Raw genomic sequence first — 25,355 nt, forward strand, 5'->3', positions numbered from 1 at the left:
CTCCTTATTGGTCGTCTTCGCGAATTGCCATGTGACGAATAATGTCATCAGAGTACTTCGCTTGACGATCGAATTCATTAATGGCGGTTTCATCGCCTTTAAAGTTAATTAGTACATAGTAGCCATCACGATACTCGTTGATTTCATATGCAAGGCGTTTTTTGCCTTTTTCATCAACTTTTTCGATTTCCGCTCCATTATCAGTAAGGATTTTGTTAAAACGCTCAATTAAAGCTGTTTGAGCTTCCTCTTCAATGTCTGGGCGGACGATGTACATGATTTCATAATTTCTCATCCGTTTGCACCTCCTTTTGGACTTAGCGGTTCCTTTTTATTAAAGGAACAAGGAGTAATCGTTAATTACTCACAATGTTGAATTATACCAAAGTTGATAGGAATACGCAAGTGCCCGCTGCTATACGTCCTTTTTTTATACAGGCATCTCAACGACTTGTTTACGGAAAGATCTTTCCTTACACATTAAAGCGGAAATGGATAACATCTCCGTCTTTCACCAAATAGTCTTTTCCTTCTAATCGTACTTTTCCTTTTTCTTTTGCCGCATTCATCGTTCCTGCCTCTGTTAAATCATCATAAGAAACGGTTTCCGCCCTGATGAAGCCTCTTTCAAAGTCAGTGTGAATAATACCTGCTGCCTGCGGAGCTTTGATTCCCTTTCGAAAGGTCCAGGCTCTTACTTCCTGTTCACCAGCTGTGAAATAGGTAGCTAACCCTAATAGCTGGTAGGTTGCTTTGATTAATTGGTCTAAACCTGATTCCTTGATGCCCAGCTCTTCAAGGAACATTTCCTTTTCTTCGCCTTCCAATTCAGCAATCTCCGATTCTACTTTTGCACTGATTACGATAACCTCTGCATTTTCCGTTGCTGCAAATTCACGGACAAGCTTCACGTTTAGGTTATTGTCTGCTTCTAATAACTCGTCTTCGCCGACATTAGCCACATAAAGAATTGGTTTGCTAGTCAATAAGTGAAGACCTTTGACTACCTTCTGTTGTTCCTCTGTAAATTCAACCGCTCTAGCCGGCTTCTCTTCTTCCAGTCCATCCTTTAGTTTGCTAAGTACTTCTTGCTCGGCCACAGCCTCTTTATCCTTCTGCCTTGCCATCTTCTCTACACGTAGCAGCCGTTTACTAACCGTTTCCAAGTCCGCCAATATTAATTCCAGGTTAATGGTTTCAATATCGGAAATCGGATCTACTGTCCCGGAAACATGCGTAATGTTTTCGTCTTCAAAGCAACGCACCACATGGCAAATAGCGTCTACCTGGCGGATATGCGACAAAAATTGGTTGCCGAGCCCTTCGCCTTTGCTTGCGCCTTTCACAATTCCTGCTATATCTGTGAATTCAAATGCTGTCGGAATTGTCTTTTTCGGTTTCACCAGCTCGGTTAGCTTGCCTAGCCGGTAGTCTGGAACTTCTACTATCCCAACGTTTGGATCTATTGTACAAAATGGGTAATTTGCCGATTCAGCGCCAGCTTGGGTAATTGCATTAAATAATGTAGATTTCCCAACGTTTGGCAGACCGACAATTCCTGCTGTTAATGCCATAAAAACTTCCACTCCTTAAGGATACCGCTCATATGAACGTTTCAGTCATACCAATTATAGATACACTTTCTTAAAATGACAAGTTATCAAAATAGAAAAACAAGGGGTTCTTCTTCCCTTGTTTTTCTATTCTTTTCATCAGTATCTAACATTTCAATGGTAGGCTTTCCTGGATTCCTGCATTTTCGTCTGAATAATAAATTTTAATGTTTCACGTGAAACTTTCTGTAACGGATGCTGCTAATTCTTTATTCTTCTTCAGCTTTGACCAGTACTTTTTTCATCTTACTGTTGAATTTCTTTCTGGGAATTAACACACTATGGCCGCAGCCTTCACATTTTATCCGGATATCCATCCCCATCCGGATAATCTTCCAGCGATTCTCCCCACAAGGATGGGGCTTCTTCATTTGTACAACATCGTTTAATTGGTATTCTTTTTCCTGCATAAACTCAGTCCCCTCTTTCCCCTTGGTTGCTATTGGCCTTCGCATTATCTCTGGAATACATAACAAGCCGCGGCAGCGGAATGTCTATTCCATGCTGATCAAGCCTTCCTTTAATTTCTTTTCTCAATGCCCGGGCTATTGCCCAATGCTCCATCGGATGGACTTCGGCAATTACCCGCAGAACCACATGGGAGGTCTCAAGCATCTGTACTCCCAATAATTCCGGGATATCGACCATTTCCTCGTATCTAACCGGAAGCTCAGGCAGCAGTGACTCAATGATTCTCTCTGCATTCGCAATATCTGCTTCATAAGGAATATTCACATCCACTACCGCAATGCTGTTATGGATCGAATAGTTGGTCACCTGGTTGATGCTTCCATTTGGGATGATATTTAATTCTCCCGTCCAGCTTAGGACTTTTGTTGTCCGTAATCCGATTTCCTCCACCATTCCTTCTACACCAGAAGTTTGGATATAATCCCCCACAGAGAATTGATCTTCAAAAATGATGAAGAAACCGGTAATTACATCTCTGACAAGGTTTTGGGTGCCAAAGCCTATGGCCAATCCTGCTACACCGGCCCCTGCAAGCAATGCTCCAATCGGAATCGTCAATACGTCCAAAATCATCATAAAAGCAGTGAAGTAAACGACGTAAGTAAGTGTATTTTGGACAAGTTTCTTTAGTGTATTTTCTCTTCTTTCACTTATTCTGAATGGACCGTGGTCTCTCTTGCTGAATATCCTGCTAATTAAGGAGGTCCCTATTTTGATGATAATTCCGGACAGGGCTACTATCAGTAAAATCCTCAATGCTCCCTCGCCCAGCGTTATCCATAGCTCCGGGCCTGCCAGCCTCTCCATTAATGCAGCCCACTGTTGTTTTATTTGTTCCATATGTCCCCCAAAATATAAGGTATAAATTATTTTACCACTTTTCAATCGATTTTGTACCTATTGACGATTGGATAAAGAATAATACAGGAAAGAACATAGAGATTTAAAACACCGTAGAGTGGGTATAGATATTCTATCAAGGTAGAAAAACCTATTTTAGTCAGCGGAACCATCAACAATACAGTTACAATTGCCAGTGTCCATAACGGGTAGTCCAGCTTGTCCTTGACCCTGGTTACCAAACCAAGAGTCCCTGAGACAGCTGTTGTAAAAATGGCGAGCCAAAGTAACACAGAAATGAATAAGAACATCATGTAAGGATAATGTCTTAGTATGGCAAACAACGGTATTTCATATAAAAGTACTTCATCAGAAATTTGGACAAGGCTGTTGTTGTAAATATATGAAATGATGCCTAGGATCAATCCACTGCCCAGGCTGGCGATCCATATCTCCCCCTTGCCCTTCATTTCGTTTCCAACCGCGCCAAGCACGGCAATCAGGGGAAGGATATTTAACGCTGTAAATGGAAAGGCTGCTGTCCAATTTCTTTGTTTTGCTAAATCAGGAAAAAAAGATAGATGCTGTTGTAAAGAAAAGAAAATCAAAATAGCTAAAAGGCCTGTAATTAATAAAGGGAGAATGAAACTATTAAGGGAAAGTACCCCTTTAATATCCCATTTGAACACAAGGATAAGGGGAATTACTATTGCGAGTATGCCCCACCAGTTCGGAAAACTAAAGGCATGCCAGGTAGCGCCGCTTCCTGCCAGCATAATGACAGTGGTAGAAAACAAATACACGATGATCATTCCATCATATAGGATGGTCAGTTTCTTTCCAACAATTGAGCGCAATACTGGCAAGTAATGAGTCGATTGGTTATCATAGCTGATTTGCAAAATGACAAAGCAGCTTAATGAAAACAGTATGGTGAACAACAGGATAGCCAGTCCACTTTCATTGCCGAAAAACTGCCAGAGCTCCCGGCCTGAAGCATAGCCGGCGCCAATCATTGTTCCTACTATTAAAAACATCCATTTTAAACCTGATTTCCACATCCTATTTTCTGCCACCTTCTCTTCACCCTTTGAATTTTATTCTCCAGGTTTTATCAGAACTTTTAGCAACCCTTGTACACAGGTATAAAAGTATGAAAAATCCGTATACTAATACCAATATGTTTCTGGAGGAACAGCTATGAATCTAAAAAAAAGAATTTCCGTTAAAAAGGAAGGCCGGTTCCATTTTGAAGATGCTTCTTTTAAGCAGAATATGCGCCAATCCCTGGCTGAATTACTGCCAGAACACGCCCCTGAAATAGTCGTTGTCTGTATCGGCACCGATCGCTCAACAGGGGATTCATTAGGTCCGTTAACAGGCACTCTGCTAAACGAGAAAGTGAATCACATGATTTCGGTTTACGGCACTTTGGCAGACCCAATTCATGCAGTCAATTTGGAAGAAAAATTGCAGATGATAGAAACCAAGCACCCGGGGGCTTTTATCATTGCAATTGACGCGTGTCTGGGCAGAATCGACTCGATTGGGTCTATCATCCTGTCACCAGGTCCATTAAAGCCTGGAGCAGCACTTAAAAAGCCATTACCGGATGTCGGAGACATTCACCTCACTGGAGTAGTGAATATCAGCGGCTACATGGAGTTTCTCGTTCTGCAGAATACCCGGCTTAACATTGTCATGCAAATGGCTCGCAGAATCACAGAATCGCTTCACCAGCTGGATCTCGAATTAACAAAAAGAAAACCCCTCCCCTTTCAGGTCAAGTAGCTTTGTCCATAGAATGGGCACAAAAAAAGAGCCGAGCCGAGGCCACTCTGAAAAACTGAATCTCTAGGATAGGTAGAATTTAAAAAAAGCGGGCTGTGTGGATTTTAATTTCCATACAGACCGCTTTTTGTCTAACTTCAATCCCCTCATTATTTCACATTTGCCTTTTAAATCGCCATTGCGCCTTGAATACGCATGCCTTCGAAAGCTCGAGGATGACAACCTCCTACCTGTGTCTATGTAACATCACTCTTTTAGATCGGCCTTTGTTGATTCCACGATGAGCGATCGGTAGTGACGCCTGCGGGAATAATACGAGCCGAAAATCCAATCGGTCAAGCGATTGGTGGCATCAACAACAAACTTTAACAGCACCGTTACATTAAAAAGGACATTTTCAGTGACTTCAAAGAGACCGTTTCTCTTTTTAGTAGTATTATTTATCTTCTTATACGATTAATCCATAAATATAATAGATGATACCCACAGTAACTAAAGCTGGCAGCAAATTGGCAACTCGAATATTTATCAATTTCAACAAATTCAACCCAATAGCGACAATTAGCAAGCCCCCTGTTGCTGTCATTTCTACAATAAATCCATCCAAAAACGCTTGAGGTATCCAGCGATCTATCTGGGTTGACAGTAGTGCAATCCCGCCTTCATACAACACAACTGGAATGACAGAAAAAATCACACCGATTCCCATCGTAGTCGTTAACACCAGTGCGACAAAACCATCAATAAATGCCTTGGTTATGAGCACCTCATGATCTCCGCGCAATCCGCTGTCAAGTCCGCCAATAACGGCCATAGCACCAATCACGAAAACCAGAGAAGCGGTAATAAACCCCTGGGCGACACTTGTTTCTCCTTTTGTTGTAAATTTACTTTCTATCCAGTAACCAAAATTGTTCAGCTTTTCTTCTAAGTGAGCAGCTTCTCCTATAATGGCACCTGTTAACAAGCTTAATAATACGATAACAATATTTTCGGAGGAAAACGCCATTTGCATGCCTATCAAAATAACTGCAAGGCCTATTCCATGCATAACCGTTTCTTTGTAGCGCTCCGGTATATTAGTGAAAAACAATCCAATTGCCGCTCCGGCAATGATGCATATTCCATTGACTAGTGCTCCAAGCAAGACCATCATTCCATCTCCATCTCAGTCAAATGATTTTTTCTTTTTTGGCTCGACTGCTTCCAATTCCAACGATTGTTTCACGTGAAACAATCTCTTTCTTCAAACATAAAATAAAAAATGGCCTGGCCCAAAGGGTTTATTTCCCCTCTCGGATCAGGCCTTGCTAGTTAATTATTGAAACTTGCCCAGAATTCTATCTAAATCATCATTTGAAAAGAATTCAATTTCGATTTTTCCTTTGCGCTTTCCTCTATGGATAGTGACCCCAGTACCTAAGTGGTCGCGCAATTGGCTTTCTCGTTCTGAAATGAAAATATCCTTCTTTGGCTTTTCTTTTTTCTTTTTAACAGGGGTTTTCTCGTTAATTTGAACAATCAACTGTTCCACCTGACGGACATTTAACTCTTCTTTACGAATTTTTTCGACTAACGGCATTAGTTTTTCTTTATCCTTCAAGCCAAGCAATGCCCTGCCATGCCCCATAGTTAATTCGCCATTGTTAATCAATGCGCTGATTCGCTCGGGAAGGCTTAACAGTCTGACGAGATTCGCGATATGCGGCCTGCTTTTCCCAAGCCTGCGCGCTAACTCTTCTTGTGTGATTTTTAACTCTTTCATTAAATTTGCATAAGCTGTAGCTTCCTCAATCGGTGATAAATCTTCCCTTTGCAGGTTCTCCAACAAGGCCAATTCCATCATTTTTTCATCGGTAAGATCCTTGATGATCACTGGAATAGTATCTAAACCAGCTTCCTTGGCAGCACGGAAACGCCTTTCCCCTACTACTATTTCGTACCCTTTAATACTTTTTCTCACAATCAACGGTTGGAGAATACCGTATTCGATAATTGAATCTTTTAATTCCTCTATCGCATCAGCATGAAAGGTTTTCCTTGGCTGATATGGATTCGGCCTGCATTCTTTCACTGATATTTCTTGAACAGATTCCTCTTCCTTTGTGTCCAACTCAGGAAAAAAAGCGTTAATACCTTTCCCCAACCCTCTCGCCATTAGCGATCACTTCCTTTGCTAAGTCTAGATAAACTTCTGCGCCTCTAGATTTGGGATCATAAATGATTATAGGTTGTCCATGGCTGGGCGCTTCTCCAAGCCTGATATTTCTTGGAATGATAGATTGATAAACTTTATCTTGAAAATATTTCTTCACTTCTTCAATCACCTGGATGCCTAAATTCGTTCTGGCATCAAGCATGGTCAATAGTACCCCTTCAATCAACAACTGCTTATTCAAATGCTTTTGTACCAGTCTGATCGTGTTTAGCAGCTGGCTTAGCCCTTCCAATGCATAATATTCGCACTGCACTGGGATGAGTACTGTGTCTGCAGCCGTCAATGAATTAATGGTTAATAATCCAAGGGATGGCGGGCAGTCGATGATTACATACTCATAGTCTTCCTTTACGCTGTCTATAGCCTTTTTCAGCCGTACTTCTCTCGAAATAGTCGGAACTAGCTCTATCTCAGCACCGGCTAATTGTATCGTTGCGGGTATGATATCTAAATTTTCTACTGATGTAGGAACACAGACTTTTTCAGCTTCTAAATCTTCAACAAGCACATTGTAAATACACTGTTCCATATCTGCCTTATTTATTCCTACACCACTTGTAGCGTTTCCTTGCGGATCAATATCTACAAGCAGGACTTTATGGTTTAAATATGCCAGGCATGCACTTAAATTGACTGCTGATGTTGTTTTTCCTACGCCACCCTTTTGATTAGCAATGGCGATTACTTTTCCCAATGGTGTCACCTACCTACTTTTTAAAACTTGTTACTGTTTTTTATTCTATCACTTATTTGGCAATATGAATGAATTAAAATCTAGTTTTTATGAAAAGTTACTTATTTGTAATCTTTTTATTATAGAAATGCCTTATTTTATCTGATTTTTAACTGCAAAAAACACCCACCTTTTGGAAAGATGGGATTAGCCTTTGTTGTTTTTTTTCGGGATCTTTATAGTGATTTGATAATAATTTTCGTGGTCTTCTTCATCCGTTTCTAAATCAATACCTGTATCCGACACCATGCTTAATGATTGCCTTATCGTGTTCATCGCGATTCGCATATCTTTATTGATGCCTTTTAATGTGGCCTTTTTCGCTTTTGGCTTCTGATCAAACAGCTTGGCAATACGCTCTTCCGTTTGTTTAACATTTAAATCCTTTTCAACAATTTCATCTAGGATTTTTTCCTGTTTTTCAGGATCCTTTAAGACAATTAACGAACGAGCATGCCGCTCTGTTATTTGTTTTTCCAATAAAGCCTGTTGAACTCTATCTGGAAGCTTTAACAACCGCATCTTGTTAGCTACAGTGGATTGGCTTTTACCAAGCCGCTGGGCCAACGCTTCCTGAGTAAGACCATGAAGATCGAGCAGTCGCTGATATGCCATTGCCTCTTCAATGACAGTCAACTCTTCTCTCTGCAGGTTTTCTATCAGAGCTACGGAGGCCGTTTCTGTATCACTCATATCCCTGATAATTGCAGGAACGTTTTCCCATTGTAAAAATTGGACAGCCCGCCACCTTCGCTCACCGGCGATCAATTCATAACCCGCTTCATCCTGTTCGATTTTTCGTACAACAATGGGCTGAATCATCCCATGTGTATGTATGGTTTGAGCAAGTTCTTCGATTTTTTCCTGAGAGAAAATCGATCTCGGCTGGTACCGGTTGGGCTCTATTTGACTAACAGGAATTTGTATTACTTCGTCTGGATGATATTCTTCTTGCACTTCTGAATCTGCTTTATCACCTATGCCAAATATACGGCTGAAAGGGTGTAACATAGTCAGACACACCACCTTTATTAAACGGTCATCGGCTATCATATTTTCTAGTTAACATTCTATGTTCCACGTGAAACATAGAGACAAGTAAACAGAAAATGCGCTGCAATAAGAAGCTGCTGCGCATTGATTGCCATTTCAGTTTCCTTTTTTTATTTTATCATAGATTTAGAAGGAAAAGTATGGTTCTTGATTGTAATTTAATAAAATTAATCAATTCCCTCTATAATTTTTTCATCCATCATGCACAAGAATATGATCTAACCCCCTTCCCCCTACACTAGGACGCTAAATTAAAATAACCCGGCTCCTGTAGAAAGCCGGGTGGATTAAAACATTCTATTTCCATTTGTTAATCTGTTTGATCAACGAGTTTTTCTTCATCAATTCTAGCAACTAAATCATATCTCGCTAATTCTATATCAGGGGTGGATGATAGCCATTCCTCTTTCATTGTTTTGCCCTCACTTAGTGCGATAAATGCTGCCGGGATATCTGCGCCAGCTGCATGGGAGAAAGCATAACCGCCGCCGAACCTTGGGTTAATGTCAATCACATAATAATCTTTGCCGTCATAAAATACATCCGTATTTAAATAACCTTTATGCTTCAATTTTTCTCCAATTGTTCTTCCTAAATCTATTATAGCTGGTTCATGGCTGATGATGGTTCGATCAACGTCTCCTCCACGCATGGCTAATTGTTTTCGCGCCAATGATGTTAGGAAGTTACCTTCCAGGTCATTTACAATATCCAAGCTGTACTTTTCCCCATCAATTACTTCCTGAATAATGACATTATCTTCTGCGGTTATTTCTGTATCAAAGCGAAGCGGTGATTCCTCAATTTTGTGAACAGCCAGCTTGTATGCTGATTTTAATTCTTCCATATCATTGACTATTTCTATTCCAATGGAAGCCGAACCATTGCGCGGTTTTACAATAAATGGAAAGTTGCTTTCTTTCTTTTTGACAGCTTCTTCTACTTCTTCACTAGTAAAATAGGTTTTTGGGGCTTTTAAACCGAGTTTCCCTAGAAGATTTTCATAGTTGCCTTTATCTCTTACTTTTTTGACTACTTCATAATCTGGAACAAACAATTTAACTCCGAGTCTGTCAAACTCCGGTTTGTTTTCTGCTAGTTTGGGTACTTCCCAATCATTTAATGGGATAAGCATTTCTATTTCATTTTCTTCGCATATATTTAGTATCTTTTCTGTATATTTATCATCGGTTTGATGAGGAATCACATAGGACCTGTCTGCTACTTGAAGGGATGGGGCATTATAATCTGGATCTGCTACAATCACATTTCCTAAGGTTCCTGCATCCTTCAATGCTTGTTGAAAAAATCCGATAAAATCGATGCGCCTTGCTCCGGACGTCAATAAAATGTTCATATTCGTTCCTCCATATCTGTATTTAATGGTTTCTGCAAGTAATATTTATATGCCCCGATTATGTTTAGTACAAACCTTTGTAATGTAATAGTTAACTAAATGTATTACTATCCTATGTACTTTTCCATCGTTATCTAATGAACAGGTAATTTAGGGGTTTTTCTATGAAAAAGGTGGTTGAGGCATAACATATATTCACTGCAAAAACCACTCAGTGGAGGAAATCCACGGAGACTCCTGCGGGAGGGAAGGCCTCGGTGAGACCCCGCAGAGTGCAAGCTCGAGGAGGCTCACCAGCCGCCCGCGGAAAGCGTAGTGTATTTCCGTAGCGGTGGTTATGCAAGGTAGTAAGAACAGCCCTATCAGTGCAGGCAGAAGATGTAGACTCCAGTGGGAACAGCACGAGTCTGAAGACCCCCGAGAAAGCCGTTTTTGTTTCTGAGGACTGGAAGGCTTCGGCAGCGAATCATCGCACGCAGAAAATGGCTCCTTTATTTTCAAGGAGGCTCACCAGCCGCCCGCGGAAAGCGAAGTGTTTTGTCGGCGCAAGTAAGTACTGAGCCTTGTTCGAAGAAAGAAATAGAGTTGGCAGCAATGGTCCAAGGTTATCTTAAACATGTGAAAAGAAAAATCGAACGAGTTCGAATCCTAAGGATTTCGAATCATCGTTCGATTTATTCTTTGGCTACTACAACCTCTTTTATTCTATCGGTGTTCTATTTGGAACTCCTGGTTTTCGCGGATATTTGTTTGGTGTTTTTCTTTTCTTTTTGATAATGGCAATATTTCTTTCCCCGTTATCCCCTGGCAGTTCAAAGGTATGGGTATTTAACAATTCACCGCCAAGCACACTAAGCGCATTCTCTGCATCCTTCATTTCCTCGTTTAAGTTCGGCCCCTTCATGGCAATGAAGGTACCATTTGTTTTGCAAAGCGGTAAGCATAATTCAGCTAACACAGACATACGGGCTACTGCCCTAGCTGTCACAATATCAAATTGCCCGCGGAATTTTTCTTTTTTTCCAAAGGATTCAGCCCTGTCATGATAAAAAGCCACATCACTTAATTCCAATTGGCCTGCCAAATGGTTCAAAAACGAAATTCGTTTTTGAAGGGAATCCACGATCGTCACTTTTAATTCCGGAAAACAGATTTTCAATGGCAGACTGGGGAATCCCGCCCCAGCCCCTACATCGCACACGTGGATAGGCCCCTTGAAATCATGGTAGAAAGCCGCTGATACGGAATCGAAAAAATGCTTTGCATAAACTTCTTCTTTATCCGTAATTGCTGTTAAGTTCATTTTTTCATTCCACTTCACGAGTGTTTGAAAATACGTGCTAAACTGATCCAGTTGTTTTCCGGTCAGTTCTATTCCCTGATTTTTTAAATTCGCTAGAAAGGCTTCCTGGTTCATTTAAAAATCCTTTCCGATCACCTTATTTATTGATTCGCTACGCGAGATACATTTCCTTGTTCGATATAGACAAGTAAAATCGATACATCCGCCGGGTTGACTCCGGAAATACGTGATGCCTGGCCGACAGAAAGCGGTTGTACCTGCTTCAATTTTTCTCTTGCTTCAGTAGCAATTCCGCTAATCGCATCATAATCAATATTTTCTGGTATTTTTTTGTTATCCATCTTTTTCATACGTTCTACTTGCTGATTGGATTTTTCAATATAGCCTTGATACTTCGTTTGGATTTCTACTTGCTCTTTCACGCCTGCCGGAAGTTCTGCTTCCGGAGAGGTTACTCTTTCGATCATTTCGTATTTCATTTCCGGCCGTTTCAGCAAATCAGAGGCTTTAATGGCTTCTTTTAATGCTGTGCCGCCAGCCTCCTCAATGATTGCTTGTAATTCCTGTTCAGGCTTGAGAATCACTTTTGACAACCGTTTCTTTTCTTCCTCAATCAGCCGCTTTTTCTCATTAAACCTATCATAACGTTCCTGTTTGATCATACCCATTTGAAAACCGAGATCGGTTAGACGCAAGTCGGCGTTATCATGGCGCAGAAGCAAACGGTATTCTGCACGAGAGGTCAGTAAGCGGTAAGGTTCATTGGTGCCCTTAGTAACTAAATCATCAATCAGGACGCCAATGTATGCCTGAGAACGATCCAAAATCAACGGCTCAATATCAAGGGCTTTGGCAGCAGCGTTGATTCCAGCCATGATTCCTTGGCCTGATGCTTCTTCATAACCGGAAGTTCCATTGATTTGTCCGGCAGTAAATAGACCGGGGATATTTTTTAATTCCAACGTCGGCCATAGCTGTGTCGGGACCACCGCATCATATTCAATGGCATAGCCAGCTCTCATGATTTCGGCATTTTCTAAACCTGGTATTGTTTGCAGCATATCTTTTTGTACATATTCGGGCAGTGAAGTTGAGAGCCCTTGTACATATACTTCTTCTGTATTACGCCCTTCTGGTTCCAGAAAGATTTGGTGGCGCGGCTTATCATTAAACCGGACAACCTTATCTTCAATCGACGGACAATAACGAGGTCCTGTCCCTTTTATCATACCGGAATACATTGCTGACAAACTTAAGTTATCATCAATAATCTTATGCGTGAATTCATTGGTATAAGTCAACCAACAAGGAATCTGGTCGGGAATGATCTCGGTTGTTTCGTAGGAAAAGCTTTGCGGGTGTTCGTCTCCCGGCTGGATTTCTGTTTTCGAGTAATCAATGGTATGGCTGTTTACCCGCGGCGGGGTCCCTGTTTTAAAACGAACCAATTCAATACCCAGCTCTTCCAAATGTTCAGAAAGAGAAACAGAGGCTCGTTGGTTGTTCGGTCCGCTTTCATAAGACAAATCACCGATAATTACTCTCCCTCGCATGAAGGTTCCTGTGGTAACAACGACCGACTTAGCGTAGTAAGCCGCTTTCGTTTCGGTAATGACTCCTTTACACTCGCCATCCTCCAGGATAAGCTTTTCTACCATTCCCTGCCTCATTGTCAGGTTGTCTTCATTCTCTAAAACACGTTTCATTTCCTGAATATACAATGGTTTGTCTGCTTGTGCGCGGAGAGCACGAACTGCCGGACCCTTTCCTGTATTAAGCATACGCATTTGAATATACGTTTTATCAATTACCTGGCCCATAACTCCGCCTAGTGCGTCAATTTCCCGGACAACTACACCTTTAGCCGGCCCTCCTACTGAAGGGTTGCAAGGCATGAATGCGACCATATCCAAGTTCATTGACAGCATGAGTGTTTTGGCTCCCCGCCTTGCGGAAGCAACTGCAGCCTCACAGCCGGCATGGCCTGCACCCACAACTATCACATCATAATGTCCAGCATCGTAAGTCATTTGCTGTCACTCCTTTTTTTGAAAAAGCTGCTTCCTGTAAGCAGTGCTGTCGCACTAACCCATTCGGCACCTGTTTCTATTATTTACCTAAACAAAATTGAGAAAATAATTGGTCGATTAGACTTTCATGAACCGTGTCTCCAATAATCTCACCAAGTATCTCCCATGTTCTGGTCACGTCGATTTGCACTAAATCAATCGGCATTTCGGTTTCCATGCCATTCATCGCATCTGACAAAGCTTCCAAGGCCTGCTTCAATAACTGGATATGCCTGACATTAGAAACGTACGTCATGTCGCCAGCATCTAAATCTCCTTCAAAGAAAGTGTCAGAGATAGCTTTCTCCAGTTCATCAATGCCTTTCTCTTCTATTAATGCTGTGGTAATAACGGGATTGGCTTGTGCCAATTGTTTTACCTTATTCATATCGATTTTACCCGGCAAGTCTGTTTTATTGATGATCGTAATTACTTCCAAACCTTCTACCGCTTTAAATAAATTGATATCTTCTTCTGATAATTCCTCGCCGTGATTTAACACTAACAGGATTAAATCGGATTCTTGCAGAACTTTTCTTGACCTTTCCACGCCAATTCTTTCTACAATATCTTCCGTTTCCCTTATTCCTGCAGTATCTACTAGGCGCAATGGCACACCACGCACATTTACATACTCTTCAATGACATCTCTCGTAGTTCCAGGGATCTCTGTTACGATTGCTTTGTTTTCATGGACTAAAGCATTCATTAAGGAGGACTTTCCGACATTTGGCCGTCCAATTATCGCCGTGGCCAAACCTTCCCGGAGAATCTTGCCTTGTTTCGCCAATTCCAGCAGACGCTCGATTTCTCGATAAACTTCTCTTGTTTTTGTCATCATCATTTCATGCGACATTTCTTCCACATCGTCATATTCCGGATAATCAATGTTTACCTCAACATGCGCTACTGTTTCTAATAACTCCTGGCGTAATTTCTGTATTAACTGAGATAAGCGTCCATCCATTTGTTTTAATGCTACATTCATTGCTCTATCTGTTTTCGCCCGGATTAAATCCATGACAGCTTCAGCTTGGGAAAGATCAATTCGTCCGTTCAAAAAAGCCCGTTTAGTGAATTCCCCTGGTTCTGCAAGCCTCGCTCCTTGAGCAAGCACAATCTCCAATAAGCGATTAACCGAAACCAACCCTCCATGGCAATTGATTTCTACCACGTCTTCTCGAGTAAATGTCTTCGGCCCTCTCATTATTGTTGCCATTACTTCCTCAGCTACTTCGTTTGTATCTGGATCAATAATTTTTCCATAATGGATCGTATGGGAATCTGCCAAAGCCAATTGTTTGCCGTCAAACAATTTGTCAGCTATCGAAACCGCTTCCGGACCGCTTAACCGGACGATAGCAATCGCCCCTTCACCGATCGGTGTTGATATCGCCGTTATTGTATCGGTTTCCATATGCTTTTCACCTCCATCTTTCCAGGATTTTATATTTATCATGCATCATTATTTGCAGAAATCTTTTTAAAGCAGTGATCTGCCTTATAACAGTCACTAACTTATTAGAATATCATAATCCCTTACTTTTGAGAATATCCACAAGACAATTTCTGTTTTAGGTTGTCCACATGTGCATAAATCCAATCTAACTTCACTTTTTTTATCCACACTTATCTACAACATGCTATTTTACCACCTTAGTGGATAAACACCTAGAAATAAATTTCTCCGATTTATACGCTAATTAAGGAGATAACAATTCATTTTTAGCTTTCCGGAACAATATATGAAATGAATGTTTATTTTTTTGAACATAAAAAAAGCCCCTATATAAGAGGCTTTTCTTGATTGTATTTAAGGTTTAATAACTACATGGCGATTAGGCTCAACGCCAGCAGAAAAAGTGGAAATTCTGCTGTGGTTTTGCAAGGCCGTATGGATGATTTTCCTTTCATACGATGGCATTGGCTCTAAAGCAACTTCTTTTCTCGTGTTCGCCGCTTTATCCGCCATCCTATTTGCCAGGTTTATCAATGTTTCCTTCCGGCGGCTGCGGTAACCTTCCGCATCAAGCACCAACGTATAGTGTTTGTCCGCATTTCTATTCACTACTAATTGCAGCAAATATTGAAGTGAATTCAATGTTTGGCCTCTTTTGCCGATAAGGATTGCGATTTTTTCTCCAGAGAGTTCAAAGGTGACCTGCTTGTCCTGGACGATTGTTTCTACGTCTACTTCTGCTCCCATTTCTGCAATTATCTTTTTTAAATACGTTTCGGTTTTTTGAATCGGGTTTAAAGCAAGGGTTACTTTGACGATCGCTGGCTTAGAACCAAAAATCCCCAAAATCCCTTTTTTTCCTTCATCAATGACTTCCAAATCTACTTGGTCCCTCGAGGTGTTTAACTGCTTCAATGCTGATTGGACCGCATCTTCAACTGTTTGGCCAGTAGCAGTTACTTGTCTCACTATTTGTTTCCTCCTGTTTGAGCATCCTTATCTTTCATCATCGGCCGTCTTATTATCAAAGTTTGGCCTACCATGAAGATATTACCCACTACCCAGTACAACGCTAATGCGGATGGGAAGAAAATAGCAACAACACCAATCATGACTGGCATCATATAAAGCATCATCGTCATTTGCGGCATCATGGAATTCTGAGTAGTATTGGTGCCTGCCATCATTAATTTTTGCTGTAAAAATGTTGCACCCGCAGCAACGATCGGCAGAATAAAATACGGATCTGGTTCACCTAGCTGGAACCATAGAAAACTATGTTCTTTGATTGCAGCTGTACGCATAATGGCATGATAGAATGCTATTAAAATCGGCATTTGCACAATTAACGGCAAACATCCTGCAAGCGGGTTGACCCCGTTTTTTTGGAAAAGCTCCATTGTTTCCTTTTGCAGCTGCTGTTGGGTATTGGCATCCTTGGAGCTGTATTTTTCCCTGACTTTTTGCAATTCTGGCTGAATGTCCTGCATTGCTTTCGAACTCTTTAACTGCTTGATATTCAACGGTAACAGAACAAGTCGTATTAATATTGTAACAATTACTATTGACAGCCCATAGCTATCATTAAAAGTTTCAGCTACATATTTAATTAACATATGGAGTGGATATACAAACCATACATTCCATATCCCGGTGCTTTCCGATGTGATATCCTGGTCTACTTGCGTACACCCGGAAAGTAAGCCTAGTACTACTGTCAAGGCCATTAACAGCAAGACCTTTTTACGCAATATACTTCCTCCTTACTTTAACTTCCTCGATGAATTCATATTATATTCTATCATTTATTGTCTACCTGTTCTATATAAATTATCTTTACCTATTTAGTAAGCAATTTTGATTTATGGAGAACGTGTGACAAACTTTTTTTCATCTGGTGAAAATCCATATCTTTTGCCGGTTTTCGGGCAATGATAATATAGTCATAATTATTGGCGACACGCTCATCAAGTTCATGGAAAGCTTGTCTTAGATAACGCTTTATACGATTACGGACTACAGCATTGCCGATTTTTTTGCTGACAGACAATCCAATTCGATAATGGCTTTGTCTGTCTTTCTTCAGAAAGTAAATAACCAGCTGGCGGTTAGCAAAGGATCTCCCTTTATTAAATACGTGCTGGAATTCCTCATTTTTTTTCATTCGATGGGCTTTTTTCATAATTGGATCCCCTCCATCTGAGAGTACATTCCTCAGCAGCTTAGAGGATAAGGTAGCTTTATCTATTTTCATAACATACAGCATTACACAGCTGCCTGTCCTTTTTTATCAGTAAGTAAGGTTTTTTCTACATTTTATAAGTATATGCCGCTAATTTATCTGGTTTATTCACTATACTTCCCATTTTAAAGTGAAAAAAGACCACTGAGATCTTCAGTGGCCTATGCAGATAATACTTTTCTTCCTTTACGGCGACGACGAGCTAGAACTTTACGTCCGTTCTTTGTGCTCATACGAGTACGGAAGCCGTGAACTTTTTTACGTTTACGATTATTTGGTTGAAATGTACGTTTCATCTATAATACACCTCCCTGAGGATGAAAAAATTCTTCTATTCAAGACAGTCCAATTCATTATACGTAATAGAGGTTTCTCCTGTCAAATAAAATTAGTAAAAGACTAGGGACATACAGAATTTATGACTATTATAGTTTATCATAGTTTTTTCGTCATATCGTTAGTACTATCATCTCAATTTTGTTTATTTTTTACATAATTGGAAGGTTTATTAGTAAAAGTGAAGAATTTGTTTATATATGCCAATTCTTGTCTCAGAAAGGAGGAGAGATAAACAAGTATTGGCTAAATTACTAAAAGGAGATGGTATGACAATGAAAAAAATAGCTACGATCCTAACTTTATTTATGCTTACGTTCCTTATCCCTACGGCTGTCTTTGCAAGCAATGGAACACTAGGAGCTGGGGAGTGGGATTACTTAGGCAGCGATTCAGTATATGCAAACGGGGACTATAACTATACAGATACTTTTTATTCCGGTGGAGGAAACCTCAAAGTTTGTGTTTCTAACTTTGATTCTAATAGCGGAAATGACTCAGTAAGAATAAATTTATACAATTATAATCCAAATCATCACTTTTTAGTAGCAGCTCATGACGAACAAATAGGTTCAGATGGAGTCGCTTGCAAAACATTTACCGATTTATCTTTTTGGGTAGATGGCTCAAATAATAAAGCGGAATTTAAATTTGTAATAGAAGGAACTTATAGTTCCTGGAATCCAGAATGGGTTACAGTTAAAGTTTGGGACTAACAACATGCAAGACAAAAAAACCTGAAGAACTACTTGAAAGGTGGTTTCTTCAGGTTTTTTCTATATCACTTTGTTTATAGTTTCTCACTTATCCACAGTGCATGTAAATAAGTTTTTCATCCACGATTATTTTTCCACACCATTTATCGACAAATTAATCACAAAATATAGTGCTGTGGATAGAGTTTGTCTACAACCTGTAGTTTTTGTGGATAACTGTCGAAAAACCATTGCGTCATCCCTTTTTATTTGATATTATATTTGTGTTTTAACAGTTGAAAACTATCAAGCTCAATTATTGTTATCCACAGATTGTGGATAGTGTGTGGACATTTACACACATGCCTGTTTTTAAAGTTATCAACAATGTTGTGGAATACTTCGATAATTAGACTAATCCCCTGCAATTACCGTACTTATTTATCCACATCTACTATTAATAGTTCATACACCTTTCGATCTTTCTCTGCTTAGGCGTTACTATGAGGAAAGATTGCGAGAGGTTTTTTATTTCCTTCTTACTTATGAAAGGGGTGACGACGAGTTGGAAAACATCCAAGAGTTATGGACAAACACGCTGAAATCCATTGAACAAAAGATTAGCAAACCCAGTTATGATACTTGGCTGAAGAATACAAAAGCGGATGAATTACACGATGATACGTTAATCATTTCAGCACCAAACGAATTTGCACGTGACTGGTTGGAAAGTCGTTATACCAATTTGATATCTGATGCTTTGTTTGAAGTAACTGGAGCTGAGCTTAAAACGAAATTCATTATCCCAGAAACGGTTCATGAACTGGATGAAGTAAAACCGCCAGTGAAAAAAGTACCTGATGTGAAAAACAATGATAATGGAGAATCGCCTAAATCGATGCTGAATTCCAAATACACGTTTGACACATTTGTCATCGGTTCAGGCAACAGATTTGCCCATGCAGCTTCTCTGGCAGTTGCTGAAGCTCCGGCCAAAGCCTATAATCCTTTATTTATTTATGGAGGAGTCGGTTTGGGGAAAACACACTTAATGCATGCGATCGGGCATTATGTACTGGATCACAATCCATCAGCTAAAGTGGTTTATTTATCATCCGAAAAATTCACGAATGAATTTATCAATTCAATCAGGGATAACAAAGCAGTCAATTTCAGAAATAAATACCGGAATGTTGATGTTTTACTAATCGATGATATTCAATTTTTAGCTGGAAAAGAACAGACACAGGAGGAATTTTTCCATACCTTCAATACGTTGCATGAGGAAAGCAAGCAAATTGTCATATCCAGTGACCGGCCGCCTAAAGAGATTCCTACTTTGGAAGACAGACTGCGGTCAAGATTTGAATGGGGATTAATTACAGATATTACGCCGCCTGATTTGGAAACAAGAATCGCTATTTTAAGAAAGAAAGCAAAAGCAGAAGGCCTTGATATACCAAATGAAGTCATGCTTTATATTGCCAATCAAATAGATACGAATATTCGCGAACTTGAAGGAGCACTTATCCGGGTAGTCGCCTATTCGTCCCTCATCAATAAAGACATTGATGCCTCTTTAGCTGCTGAGGCACTAAAGGATATCATTCCTAGTTCGAAGCCGAAGGTCATCACGATTGATGCCATCCAGGAAGTTGTCGGTGATAGGTATAATGTTAAATTGGAGGACTTTGCTGCTAAAAAAAGAACAAAATCTATTGCTTTTCCGCGGCAAATCGCTATGTATTTGACACGGGAATTAACGGATTACTCACTCCCTAAAATAGGAGAGGAATTCGGGGGGCGAGACCATACAACTGTTATCCATGCCCACGAAAAAATATCGAAAATGATTGCCCAGGATCATTTACTGCAAAAAGATATCGAAGAAATTAAAGAGCAGTTAAAATCTTTATAGGCCCGGATTTTTTCATGTGTACATCTCTTTTTATAACTTAAAGGTGTTTTCCACATGTGAATAACGTGGATAACCGGGCCAAACTTACCAACAGTCTATCCACAGCCGGATAGGCTTTGTTTCCAGGAATAAATTTCAGTTATCCACATAATCACAAGCCCTATTACTATTACTACTATTTTTTTATTAATAATAAATATATAATATACTTCCCCTAGGAGGATTATTTTTATGAAATTTGTAATTCAACGTGATGAATTAATGAATAGTGTTCAAGATGTAATGAAAGCTGTATCCTCACGAACGACCATACCTATCTTAACGGGGATCAAAGTAGAAGCTACAGAAGAAGGATTAAAACTGACAGGCAGTGATTCAGACATTTCAATTGAATCATTTATCCCAAAAGAAGAGGATGGCATTGTTTATGTAGAGCAAATTGAACCTGGTTCGATTGTTTTGCAAGCAAAGTATTTCCCCGATATTGTAAAAAAACTGCCGGAAAAAACGGTTGAAATCGAGTCAGATGAACACTTAAAGGTGACTATCCGTTCTGGAGGATCTGAGTTTCATTTAAACGGACAGGATGCAGATGAATATCCACAGCTTCCTCAATTAAATACAGAGGATAGTTTCGAGTTACCCACAGACTTGTTAAAAAACCTGATTAAACAGACCGTTTTTGCTGTATCCACAGTGGAAACACGACCTATACTAACTGGTGTAAATGTGAAAGTCGAAGAGGGTTACCTTAATTTTATCGCAACGGACAGCCATCGATTAGCTTCCAGAAAAATCCCGTTGGATGCTGAAAATAATAATTTAAAGTTTTCCAGTGTAGTAATACCAGGGAAAAGTTTAACCGAGTTGAATAAAATCTTGGAAGGCACACAAGATAGCATCCAAATCAGTGTGACAGAAAACCAGGTATTGTTCAGAACCAAGCATTTATATTTCTTATCTCGTTTACTGGATGGTAACTATCCTGAAACTTCCCGGTTAATCCCTGAACAAAGTAAAACAATCGTTTTCAGTGCGACGAAAGAACTTCTCCAGTCTATCGATAGAGCTTCGCTGCTTGCTAAAGAAAGCAAGAATAACGTTGTACGGCTAATAACTAAACAGAATAACCAAGTCGAAATAAATAGTAATTCGCCAGAAGTTGGAAATGTTACTGAAGAAGTGGCTGCTAAATCGATTGAAGGAGATGAACTGAAAATTTCCTTTAGTGCCAAATACATGATGGATGCCTTAAAAGCAGTTGATAATGATCAAGTGAAAATTGAATTTACTGGCGCCATGCGGCCATTTATTATTAGGCCGATCGATGATGATCATATTCTCCAGCTTATCTTGCCAGTACGGACTTACTAAGATTAGACAAACTCTTGCCGTGAAAGATACGGTAAGAGTTTTCGACTTTAAAGGAACAGCCAGCCGAATCAATATGTACATTCGTCTTATTACTTTTTTGCCCAAGAGGAGAATTTCTCAAAAAGGATGAGGCAAACTACTATTGGTACAGAAAAAGGCACTTGCTCTTTTCTTATTCCTAAATGTTTAGTAAAATAAAAGGAAGGCATAAAAATCAGGTGATATAATGAGCGAAGAAATTGAAATAAATACAGATTACATCCAATTAGGTCAGTTTTTGAAACTGGCCAATATTTTAGAAACCGGCGGAATGGTAAAGATGTTCTTAGCTGAATATGCGGTTTATGTGAACGGTGAACTTGAAAACCGCAGGGGAAAGAAACTATACCCAGGAGATACAGTTGAAATAGAGGAAGTTGGTTCGTTTACTGTGGCTAAACAAAAGTGACGGTTTTTCCTCGTTAATCGGCAAAGAAAGGGAATCCTGATGCATATTCACCAACTAGCCCTTAAAAATTATCGAAACTACGACCAAATGACATTAAAATTTGATGATAAAATAAATGTAATCATCGGAGAAAATGCGCAAGGCAAGACAAACCTTATGGAAGCCATTTACGTATTGGCCTTTTCTAAATCACATCGGACTCCAAGAGATAAAGAACTCGTACAATGGGAGAAAGAATATGCTAAAATAGAGGGGAGTGTCTTCAAAAGGAACAGATACTTCCCTCTTGAAATCGTCATTTCTTCCAAAGGAAAAAAAGCAAAGCTTAATCATTTGGAGCAACGGCGTTTAAGCGATTATATCGGGGCGCTGAATGTAGTTATGTTCGCTCCCGAAGATTTAAATCTTGTAAAAGGCAGCCCCCAAGTCCGCAGGCGTTTTATTGATATGGAAATTGGCCAAATACAACCTACTTATATTTATCATTTAGGCCAATACCAAAAAATATTAAAGCAGCGGAACTTTTTATTGAAGAGTCTGCAAAGAAATCAACAATCAGATCGAACCATGCTGCAGGTACTAACAGAACAATTAATAGAGCATGCAGCATTTATTATAGAAAAACGATTTACCTTCCTGGACTTACTCAGAAAGTGGGCCGGGCCTATTCATAATGGTATAAGCAGAGGAATCGAACAGCTGGAAATAAACTATCATGGTTCTATCGAGGTATCAGAAGAAAGTAATAGGGAAAAAATAACAACTATCTACCATGAACGATTTGCAGAAATGGAAAATAGAGAAGTAGAAAGAGGCAGTACGCTGATCGGTCCGCACCGTGATGACTTGATTTTCCATGTGAATGGAAAAGATGTGCAGACCTATGGCTCTCAAGGGCAACAGCGGACAACCGCATTGTCCTTAAAATTGGCTGAAATCGAATTGATTTTCAATGAAGTCGGCGAATATCCGATATTGCTGCTTGACGATGTCTTAAGTGAGTTAGATGATTTCCGGCAGTCACATCTGCTGAATACGATCCAGGGGAAAGTGCAAACATTCGTATCAACGACAAGTGTGGAAGGCATTAAGCATGAAACATTGGAAAAAGCAGAACTGTTTCGAATTGAAAACGGCAAGCTCTTAACTTAGAAATGGGGGAAAATCTTGTTTATCCATATCGGCGATGATAATGTCATTCGGTCAGAAGAAGTAATTGCAATTATTGACCACCAATTAATCTCTTCCTCTACGATCAACGAACAAATGCTTTTTAATCAGCGCAAGAATAAAAAAGTGCTTGATCCCTCTGATGAAGGGACGAAATCAATTGTCATTACGAGAGACTATATTTATTACAGCCCGCTGTCTGTACTCACGTTAAAAAAGAGGGCAAGCATGATTTCAACCATCAGCAAACTAGAAGACTATTCGGAGTCTTTTGAAGAATAGATCCAATCGATTAAACCCTTTAGAAGTGTAGGTGAAAGAATTGGCAGATAATTTAATGAATGAACAAACGTATGATGAAAGCCAGATTCAGGTTTTAGAAGGTTTAGAGGCTGTTAGAAAACGGCCGGGAATGTATATTGGTTCCACAAATGAACGCGGCCTTCATCACTTGGTTTGGGAAATAGTCGATAATAGTATAGATGAAGCATTGGCTGGCTATTGCGATACGATAGAAGTCATCATCGAAAAAGACAACAGCATAACTGTAACCGATAATGGTCGCGGAATTCCGGTTGGTATTCAAGAGAAAACCGGCAGGCCAGCTGTAGAAGTTATCATGACTGTTCTCCATGCCGGCGGTAAATTCGGCGGCGGCGGTTATAAAGTATCAGGGGGACTTCACGGTGTAGGAGCCTCGGTTGTTAATGCTTTATCGACAGAGTTGAATGTATATGTCCACCGGGATGGGAAGATCCATCACCAAAGCTTCCAGCGCGGTGTACCTACTGGAGAACTAGAAGTAGTCGGAGATACTGAGACGACAGGTACACGGACGCATTTCTCGCCAGATCCGGAAATTTTTGATGAGGTAAGGTACAATTATGACACGCTGGCACTACGTTTAAGAGAATTAGCGTTCCTGAATAAAGGTCTTACGATTACCATCCAGGATAAACGAGAAGACAAAGAAGCGGAGAGCTTTTTCTACGAAGGCGGCATCAAGTCTTATGTGGAGCATTTAAACCGCTCAAGAGAAGTTTTGCATGAACCTTTCTTTGCAGAGAAGGAAGAAGAGGAAATCACCGTAGAGGTTGCCCTTCAATATAACGACGGCTTTGCAAGCAATATTTATTCATACGCAAATAATATTCACACATATGAAGGCGGTACGCATGAATCTGGATTTAAAACAGGCCTTACGAGAGTGATTAATGATTATGCACGTAAAAACAATATGTTTAAAGAAAACGACCCTAACTTAACAGGGGATGATGTTCGGGAAGGCTTAACGGCGATTATTTCTATCAAACATCCAGACCCCCAGTTTGAAGGACAAACAAAAACTAAGCTTGGCAATGGTGAAGCTCGGGCTATTACGGACCAGGCCTTTAGCGAACTCTTTTCTAAGTTCTTATTTGAGAATCCAGATTCCGCGAAAACAATCGTGGAAAAAGGATTAATGGCCTCCAGGGCAAGAATTGCTGCCAAAAAGGCAAGAGAACTGACACGGAGAAAAGGAGCACTGGAGATATCCAACCTGCCTGGTAAATTGGCTGATTGTTCCTCAAAAGATGCTTCTATCAGTGAACTGTATGTCGTTGAGGGAGACTCTGCCGGGGGATCAGCAAAACAAGGTAGAGACCGCCATTTCCAGGCAATACTGCCACTAAGAGGAAAAATTATCAATGTAGAAAAAGCGCGATTGGATAAAATTTTGTCCAATAACGAAATCCGGATGATCATCACAGCTTTAGGAACAGGGATCGGCGAAGATTTTGATATTACGAAAGCAAGGTATCACAAGATTGTGATCATGACCGATGCAGATGTGGATGGAGCCCATATCCGTACATTATTATTAACCTTCTTTTATCGTTATATGCGTCCATTAATAGAATATGGATATGTCTATATTGCCCAGCCGCCTTTATATAAAATACAACAAGGCAAAGCTGCTTACTACGCTTATAATGATAAAGAAATGGAAAGAATCCTATCGGAAATTCCAAAGGCTCCAAAGCCTGGTTTGCAACGTTATAAGGGTCTTGGTGAGATGAATGCAACCCAGCTTTGGGAAACGACGATGGATCCTGATACACGGACATTGCTGCAGGTAGGCCTGGAAGATGCCATTGATGCAGACCAAATTTTCGATATATTAATGGGCGATAAAGTAGAACCGAGAAGGAACTTTATCCAGGATAATGCCCAATATGTTAAAAATCTTGATGTCTAAATTAACGTTTTACATTGAGTTAAACT

The 25,355-nt window shown here is 40.1% G+C and carries 25 protein-coding genes; 8 read left to right on the forward strand and 17 right to left on the reverse strand.

Features of this window, described 5'->3' with window-relative positions; all coding sequences use genetic code 11:
- Window positions 1–4: 4 nt before the first annotated feature.
- From rpsF to BLR93_RS11375, 5 genes are all read right to left on the reverse strand, one after another.
- Window positions 5–295, reverse strand: coding sequence for a 30S ribosomal protein S6 (rpsF, locus tag BLR93_RS11355; protein ID WP_093214491.1), 291 nt, complete (start codon window positions 293–295; stop codon window positions 5–7).
- A gap of 178 nt (window positions 296–473) precedes the next feature.
- Window positions 474–1,574, reverse strand: a complete 1,101-nt coding sequence (ychF, locus tag BLR93_RS11360) for a redox-regulated ATPase YchF (protein WP_093214494.1) — start codon at window positions 1,572–1,574, stop codon at window positions 474–476.
- Between the two features lie 248 nt (window positions 1,575–1,822).
- Window positions 1,823–2,023 carry a DUF951 domain-containing protein gene (locus tag BLR93_RS11365; RefSeq protein WP_093214496.1) on the reverse strand — a complete coding sequence of 67 codons (201 nt, stop codon included), beginning with the start codon at window positions 2,021–2,023 and terminating at the stop codon, window positions 1,823–1,825.
- 4 nt (window positions 2,024–2,027) lie between these two features.
- Complete coding sequence (locus BLR93_RS11370) at window positions 2,028–2,924, reverse strand: mechanosensitive ion channel family protein (protein ID WP_093214498.1); 897 nt, start codon at window positions 2,922–2,924, stop codon at window positions 2,028–2,030.
- Window positions 2,925–2,965: 41 nt separating this feature from the next.
- Window positions 2,966–3,985, reverse strand: coding sequence for a YkvI family membrane protein (locus tag BLR93_RS11375; protein WP_093214500.1), 1,020 nt, complete (start codon window positions 3,983–3,985; stop codon window positions 2,966–2,968).
- Window positions 3,986–4,124: 139 nt separating this feature from the next.
- Between BLR93_RS11375 and yyaC the strand changes: the two genes are divergently transcribed.
- Complete coding sequence (yyaC, locus tag BLR93_RS11380; RefSeq protein WP_093214502.1) at window positions 4,125–4,715, forward strand: spore protease YyaC; 591 nt, start codon at window positions 4,125–4,127, stop codon at window positions 4,713–4,715.
- A 448-nt stretch (window positions 4,716–5,163) separates the two neighbouring features.
- On the opposite strand, the gene BLR93_RS11385 is transcribed toward yyaC, so the two are convergent.
- The 12 genes from BLR93_RS11385 to rpmH form a co-directional block, all read right to left on the reverse strand.
- Window positions 5,164–5,868, reverse strand: a complete 705-nt coding sequence (locus tag BLR93_RS11385; protein ID WP_093214504.1) for a DUF554 domain-containing protein — start codon at window positions 5,866–5,868, stop codon at window positions 5,164–5,166.
- A 165-nt stretch (window positions 5,869–6,033) separates the two neighbouring features.
- Entirely contained in the window at window positions 6,034–6,873 is an 840-nt protein-coding gene (locus BLR93_RS11390) for a ParB/RepB/Spo0J family partition protein (protein WP_093214507.1), read from the reverse strand.
- A complete protein-coding gene (locus tag BLR93_RS11395) occupies window positions 6,845–7,627 on the reverse strand; it encodes a ParA family protein (RefSeq protein ID WP_093214509.1) in 783 nt (260 codons plus the stop codon). The genes BLR93_RS11390 and BLR93_RS11395 overlap by 29 nt, the downstream gene beginning before the upstream one ends.
- 186 nt (window positions 7,628–7,813) lie before the next feature.
- Window positions 7,814–8,677 (reverse strand): nucleoid occlusion protein, encoded by an 864-nt coding sequence (noc, locus tag BLR93_RS11400; RefSeq protein WP_093214512.1) that lies wholly within the window; start codon window positions 8,675–8,677, stop codon window positions 7,814–7,816.
- 352 nt (window positions 8,678–9,029) lie between these two features.
- Entirely contained in the window at window positions 9,030–10,076 is a 1,047-nt protein-coding gene (locus BLR93_RS11405) for an ATP-grasp domain-containing protein (RefSeq protein ID WP_093214515.1), read from the reverse strand.
- Between the two features lie 700 nt (window positions 10,077–10,776).
- A complete protein-coding gene (gene rsmG / locus BLR93_RS11410; protein WP_093214518.1) occupies window positions 10,777–11,493 on the reverse strand; it encodes a 16S rRNA (guanine(527)-N(7))-methyltransferase RsmG in 717 nt (238 codons plus the stop codon).
- Between the two features lie 26 nt (window positions 11,494–11,519).
- Window positions 11,520–13,409: a tRNA uridine-5-carboxymethylaminomethyl(34) synthesis enzyme MnmG gene (gene mnmG / locus BLR93_RS11415; RefSeq protein ID WP_093214521.1), complete on the reverse strand. Its 1,890-nt coding sequence runs from the start codon at window positions 13,407–13,409 to the stop codon at window positions 11,520–11,522.
- A 79-nt stretch (window positions 13,410–13,488) separates the two neighbouring features.
- Window positions 13,489–14,865, reverse strand: a complete 1,377-nt coding sequence (mnmE, locus tag BLR93_RS11420; protein ID WP_093214524.1) for a tRNA uridine-5-carboxymethylaminomethyl(34) synthesis GTPase MnmE — start codon at window positions 14,863–14,865, stop codon at window positions 13,489–13,491.
- A 396-nt stretch (window positions 14,866–15,261) separates the two neighbouring features.
- Complete coding sequence (gene jag, locus BLR93_RS11425; protein ID WP_093214528.1) at window positions 15,262–15,876, reverse strand: RNA-binding cell elongation regulator Jag/EloR; 615 nt, start codon at window positions 15,874–15,876, stop codon at window positions 15,262–15,264.
- Complete coding sequence (gene spoIIIJ, locus BLR93_RS11430) at window positions 15,876–16,658, reverse strand: YidC family membrane integrase SpoIIIJ (RefSeq protein ID WP_093214531.1); 783 nt, start codon at window positions 16,656–16,658, stop codon at window positions 15,876–15,878. The genes jag and spoIIIJ overlap by 1 nt, the downstream gene beginning before the upstream one ends.
- 89 nt (window positions 16,659–16,747) lie before the next feature.
- On the reverse strand, window positions 16,748–17,089 hold the full coding sequence (rnpA, locus tag BLR93_RS11435) for a ribonuclease P protein component (protein ID WP_093214709.1): 342 nt from the start codon (window positions 17,087–17,089) through the stop codon (window positions 16,748–16,750).
- A 221-nt stretch (window positions 17,090–17,310) separates the two neighbouring features.
- On the reverse strand, window positions 17,311–17,445 hold the full coding sequence (rpmH, locus tag BLR93_RS11440) for a 50S ribosomal protein L34 (protein ID WP_019377820.1): 135 nt from the start codon (window positions 17,443–17,445) through the stop codon (window positions 17,311–17,313).
- Between the two features lie 282 nt (window positions 17,446–17,727).
- On the opposite strand from rpmH, the gene BLR93_RS11445 reads away from it, so the two are divergent.
- The 7 genes from BLR93_RS11445 to gyrB all read left to right on the forward strand — a co-directional run bounded on the left by BLR93_RS11445 (window position 17,728) and on the right by gyrB (window position 25,329).
- Entirely contained in the window at window positions 17,728–18,201 is a 474-nt protein-coding gene (locus BLR93_RS11445) for a hypothetical protein (RefSeq protein ID WP_139184417.1), read from the forward strand.
- Between the two features lie 544 nt (window positions 18,202–18,745).
- A complete protein-coding gene (dnaA, locus tag BLR93_RS11450; RefSeq protein WP_093214537.1) occupies window positions 18,746–20,098 on the forward strand; it encodes a chromosomal replication initiator protein DnaA in 1,353 nt (450 codons plus the stop codon).
- Window positions 20,099–20,329: 231 nt separating this feature from the next.
- Window positions 20,330–21,472: a DNA polymerase III subunit beta gene (gene dnaN, locus BLR93_RS11455; protein WP_093214540.1), complete on the forward strand. Its 1,143-nt coding sequence runs from the start codon at window positions 20,330–20,332 to the stop codon at window positions 21,470–21,472.
- A 226-nt stretch (window positions 21,473–21,698) separates the two neighbouring features.
- Complete coding sequence (yaaA, locus tag BLR93_RS11460; protein ID WP_093214544.1) at window positions 21,699–21,920, forward strand: S4 domain-containing protein YaaA; 222 nt, start codon at window positions 21,699–21,701, stop codon at window positions 21,918–21,920.
- 39 nt (window positions 21,921–21,959) lie between these two features.
- On the forward strand, window positions 21,960–23,072 hold the full coding sequence (gene recF / locus BLR93_RS11465; protein ID WP_093214547.1) for a DNA replication/repair protein RecF: 1,113 nt from the start codon (window positions 21,960–21,962) through the stop codon (window positions 23,070–23,072).
- 15 nt (window positions 23,073–23,087) lie between these two features.
- Window positions 23,088–23,372 (forward strand): extracellular matrix regulator RemB, encoded by a 285-nt coding sequence (gene remB, locus BLR93_RS11470; RefSeq protein ID WP_093214549.1) that lies wholly within the window; start codon window positions 23,088–23,090, stop codon window positions 23,370–23,372.
- Window positions 23,373–23,427: 55 nt separating this feature from the next.
- Window positions 23,428–25,329, forward strand: coding sequence for a DNA topoisomerase (ATP-hydrolyzing) subunit B (gyrB, locus tag BLR93_RS11475; RefSeq protein WP_093214711.1), 1,902 nt, complete (start codon window positions 23,428–23,430; stop codon window positions 25,327–25,329).
- The last annotated feature ends 26 nt before the right edge of the window (window positions 25,330–25,355 follow it).

This window comes from Sediminibacillus albus (genome assembly GCF_900101125.1).
In the GTDB taxonomy this organism is placed as follows: Bacteria; Bacillota; Bacilli; order Bacillales; family Amphibacillaceae; genus Sediminibacillus; species Sediminibacillus albus.

Excerpts from the sequence above, each read along its gene's own strand:
- dnaN (WP_093214540.1), top strand. The coding sequence starts at position 20,330 with ATGAAATTTGTAATTCAACGTGATGAATTAATGAATAGTGTTCAAGAT.
- yyaC (WP_093214502.1), top strand. The coding sequence starts at position 4,125 with ATGAATCTAAAAAAAAGAATTTCCGTTAAAAAGGAAGGCCGGTTCCAT.
- recF (WP_093214547.1), top strand. The coding sequence starts at position 21,960 with ATGCATATTCACCAACTAGCCCTTAAAAATTATCGAAACTACGACCAA.
- rsmG (WP_093214518.1), bottom strand. The coding sequence starts at position 11,493 with ATGAACCAGGAAGCCTTTCTAGCGAATTTAAAAAATCAGGGAATAGAA.
- BLR93_RS11365 (WP_093214496.1), bottom strand. The coding sequence starts at position 2,023 with ATGCAGGAAAAAGAATACCAATTAAACGATGTTGTACAAATGAAGAAG.
- BLR93_RS11375 (WP_093214500.1), bottom strand. The coding sequence starts at position 3,985 with ATGTGGAAATCAGGTTTAAAATGGATGTTTTTAATAGTAGGAACAATG.
- mnmG (WP_093214521.1), bottom strand. The coding sequence starts at position 13,409 with ATGACTTACGATGCTGGACATTATGATGTGATAGTTGTGGGTGCAGGC.
- rpsF (WP_093214491.1), bottom strand. The coding sequence starts at position 295 with ATGAGAAATTATGAAATCATGTACATCGTCCGCCCAGACATTGAAGAG.
- yaaA (WP_093214544.1), top strand. The coding sequence starts at position 21,699 with ATGAGCGAAGAAATTGAAATAAATACAGATTACATCCAATTAGGTCAG.
- rnpA (WP_093214709.1), bottom strand. The coding sequence starts at position 17,089 with ATGAAAAAAGCCCATCGAATGAAAAAAAATGAGGAATTCCAGCACGTA.
- BLR93_RS11385 (WP_093214504.1), bottom strand. The coding sequence starts at position 5,868 with ATGGTCTTGCTTGGAGCACTAGTCAATGGAATATGCATCATTGCCGGA.
- gyrB (WP_093214711.1), top strand. The coding sequence starts at position 23,428 with ATGAATGAACAAACGTATGATGAAAGCCAGATTCAGGTTTTAGAAGGT.
- BLR93_RS11370 (WP_093214498.1), bottom strand. The coding sequence starts at position 2,924 with ATGGAACAAATAAAACAACAGTGGGCTGCATTAATGGAGAGGCTGGCA.
- ychF (WP_093214494.1), bottom strand. The coding sequence starts at position 1,574 with ATGGCATTAACAGCAGGAATTGTCGGTCTGCCAAACGTTGGGAAATCT.
- rpmH (WP_019377820.1), bottom strand. The coding sequence starts at position 17,445 with ATGAAACGTACATTTCAACCAAATAATCGTAAACGTAAAAAAGTTCAC.
- BLR93_RS11405 (WP_093214515.1), bottom strand. The coding sequence starts at position 10,076 with ATGAACATTTTATTGACGTCCGGAGCAAGGCGCATCGATTTTATCGGA.
- mnmE (WP_093214524.1), bottom strand. The coding sequence starts at position 14,865 with ATGGAAACCGATACAATAACGGCGATATCAACACCGATCGGTGAAGGG.
- BLR93_RS11390 (WP_093214507.1), bottom strand. The coding sequence starts at position 6,873 with ATGGCGAGAGGGTTGGGGAAAGGTATTAACGCTTTTTTTCCTGAGTTG.
- noc (WP_093214512.1), bottom strand. The coding sequence starts at position 8,677 with ATGTTACACCCTTTCAGCCGTATATTTGGCATAGGTGATAAAGCAGAT.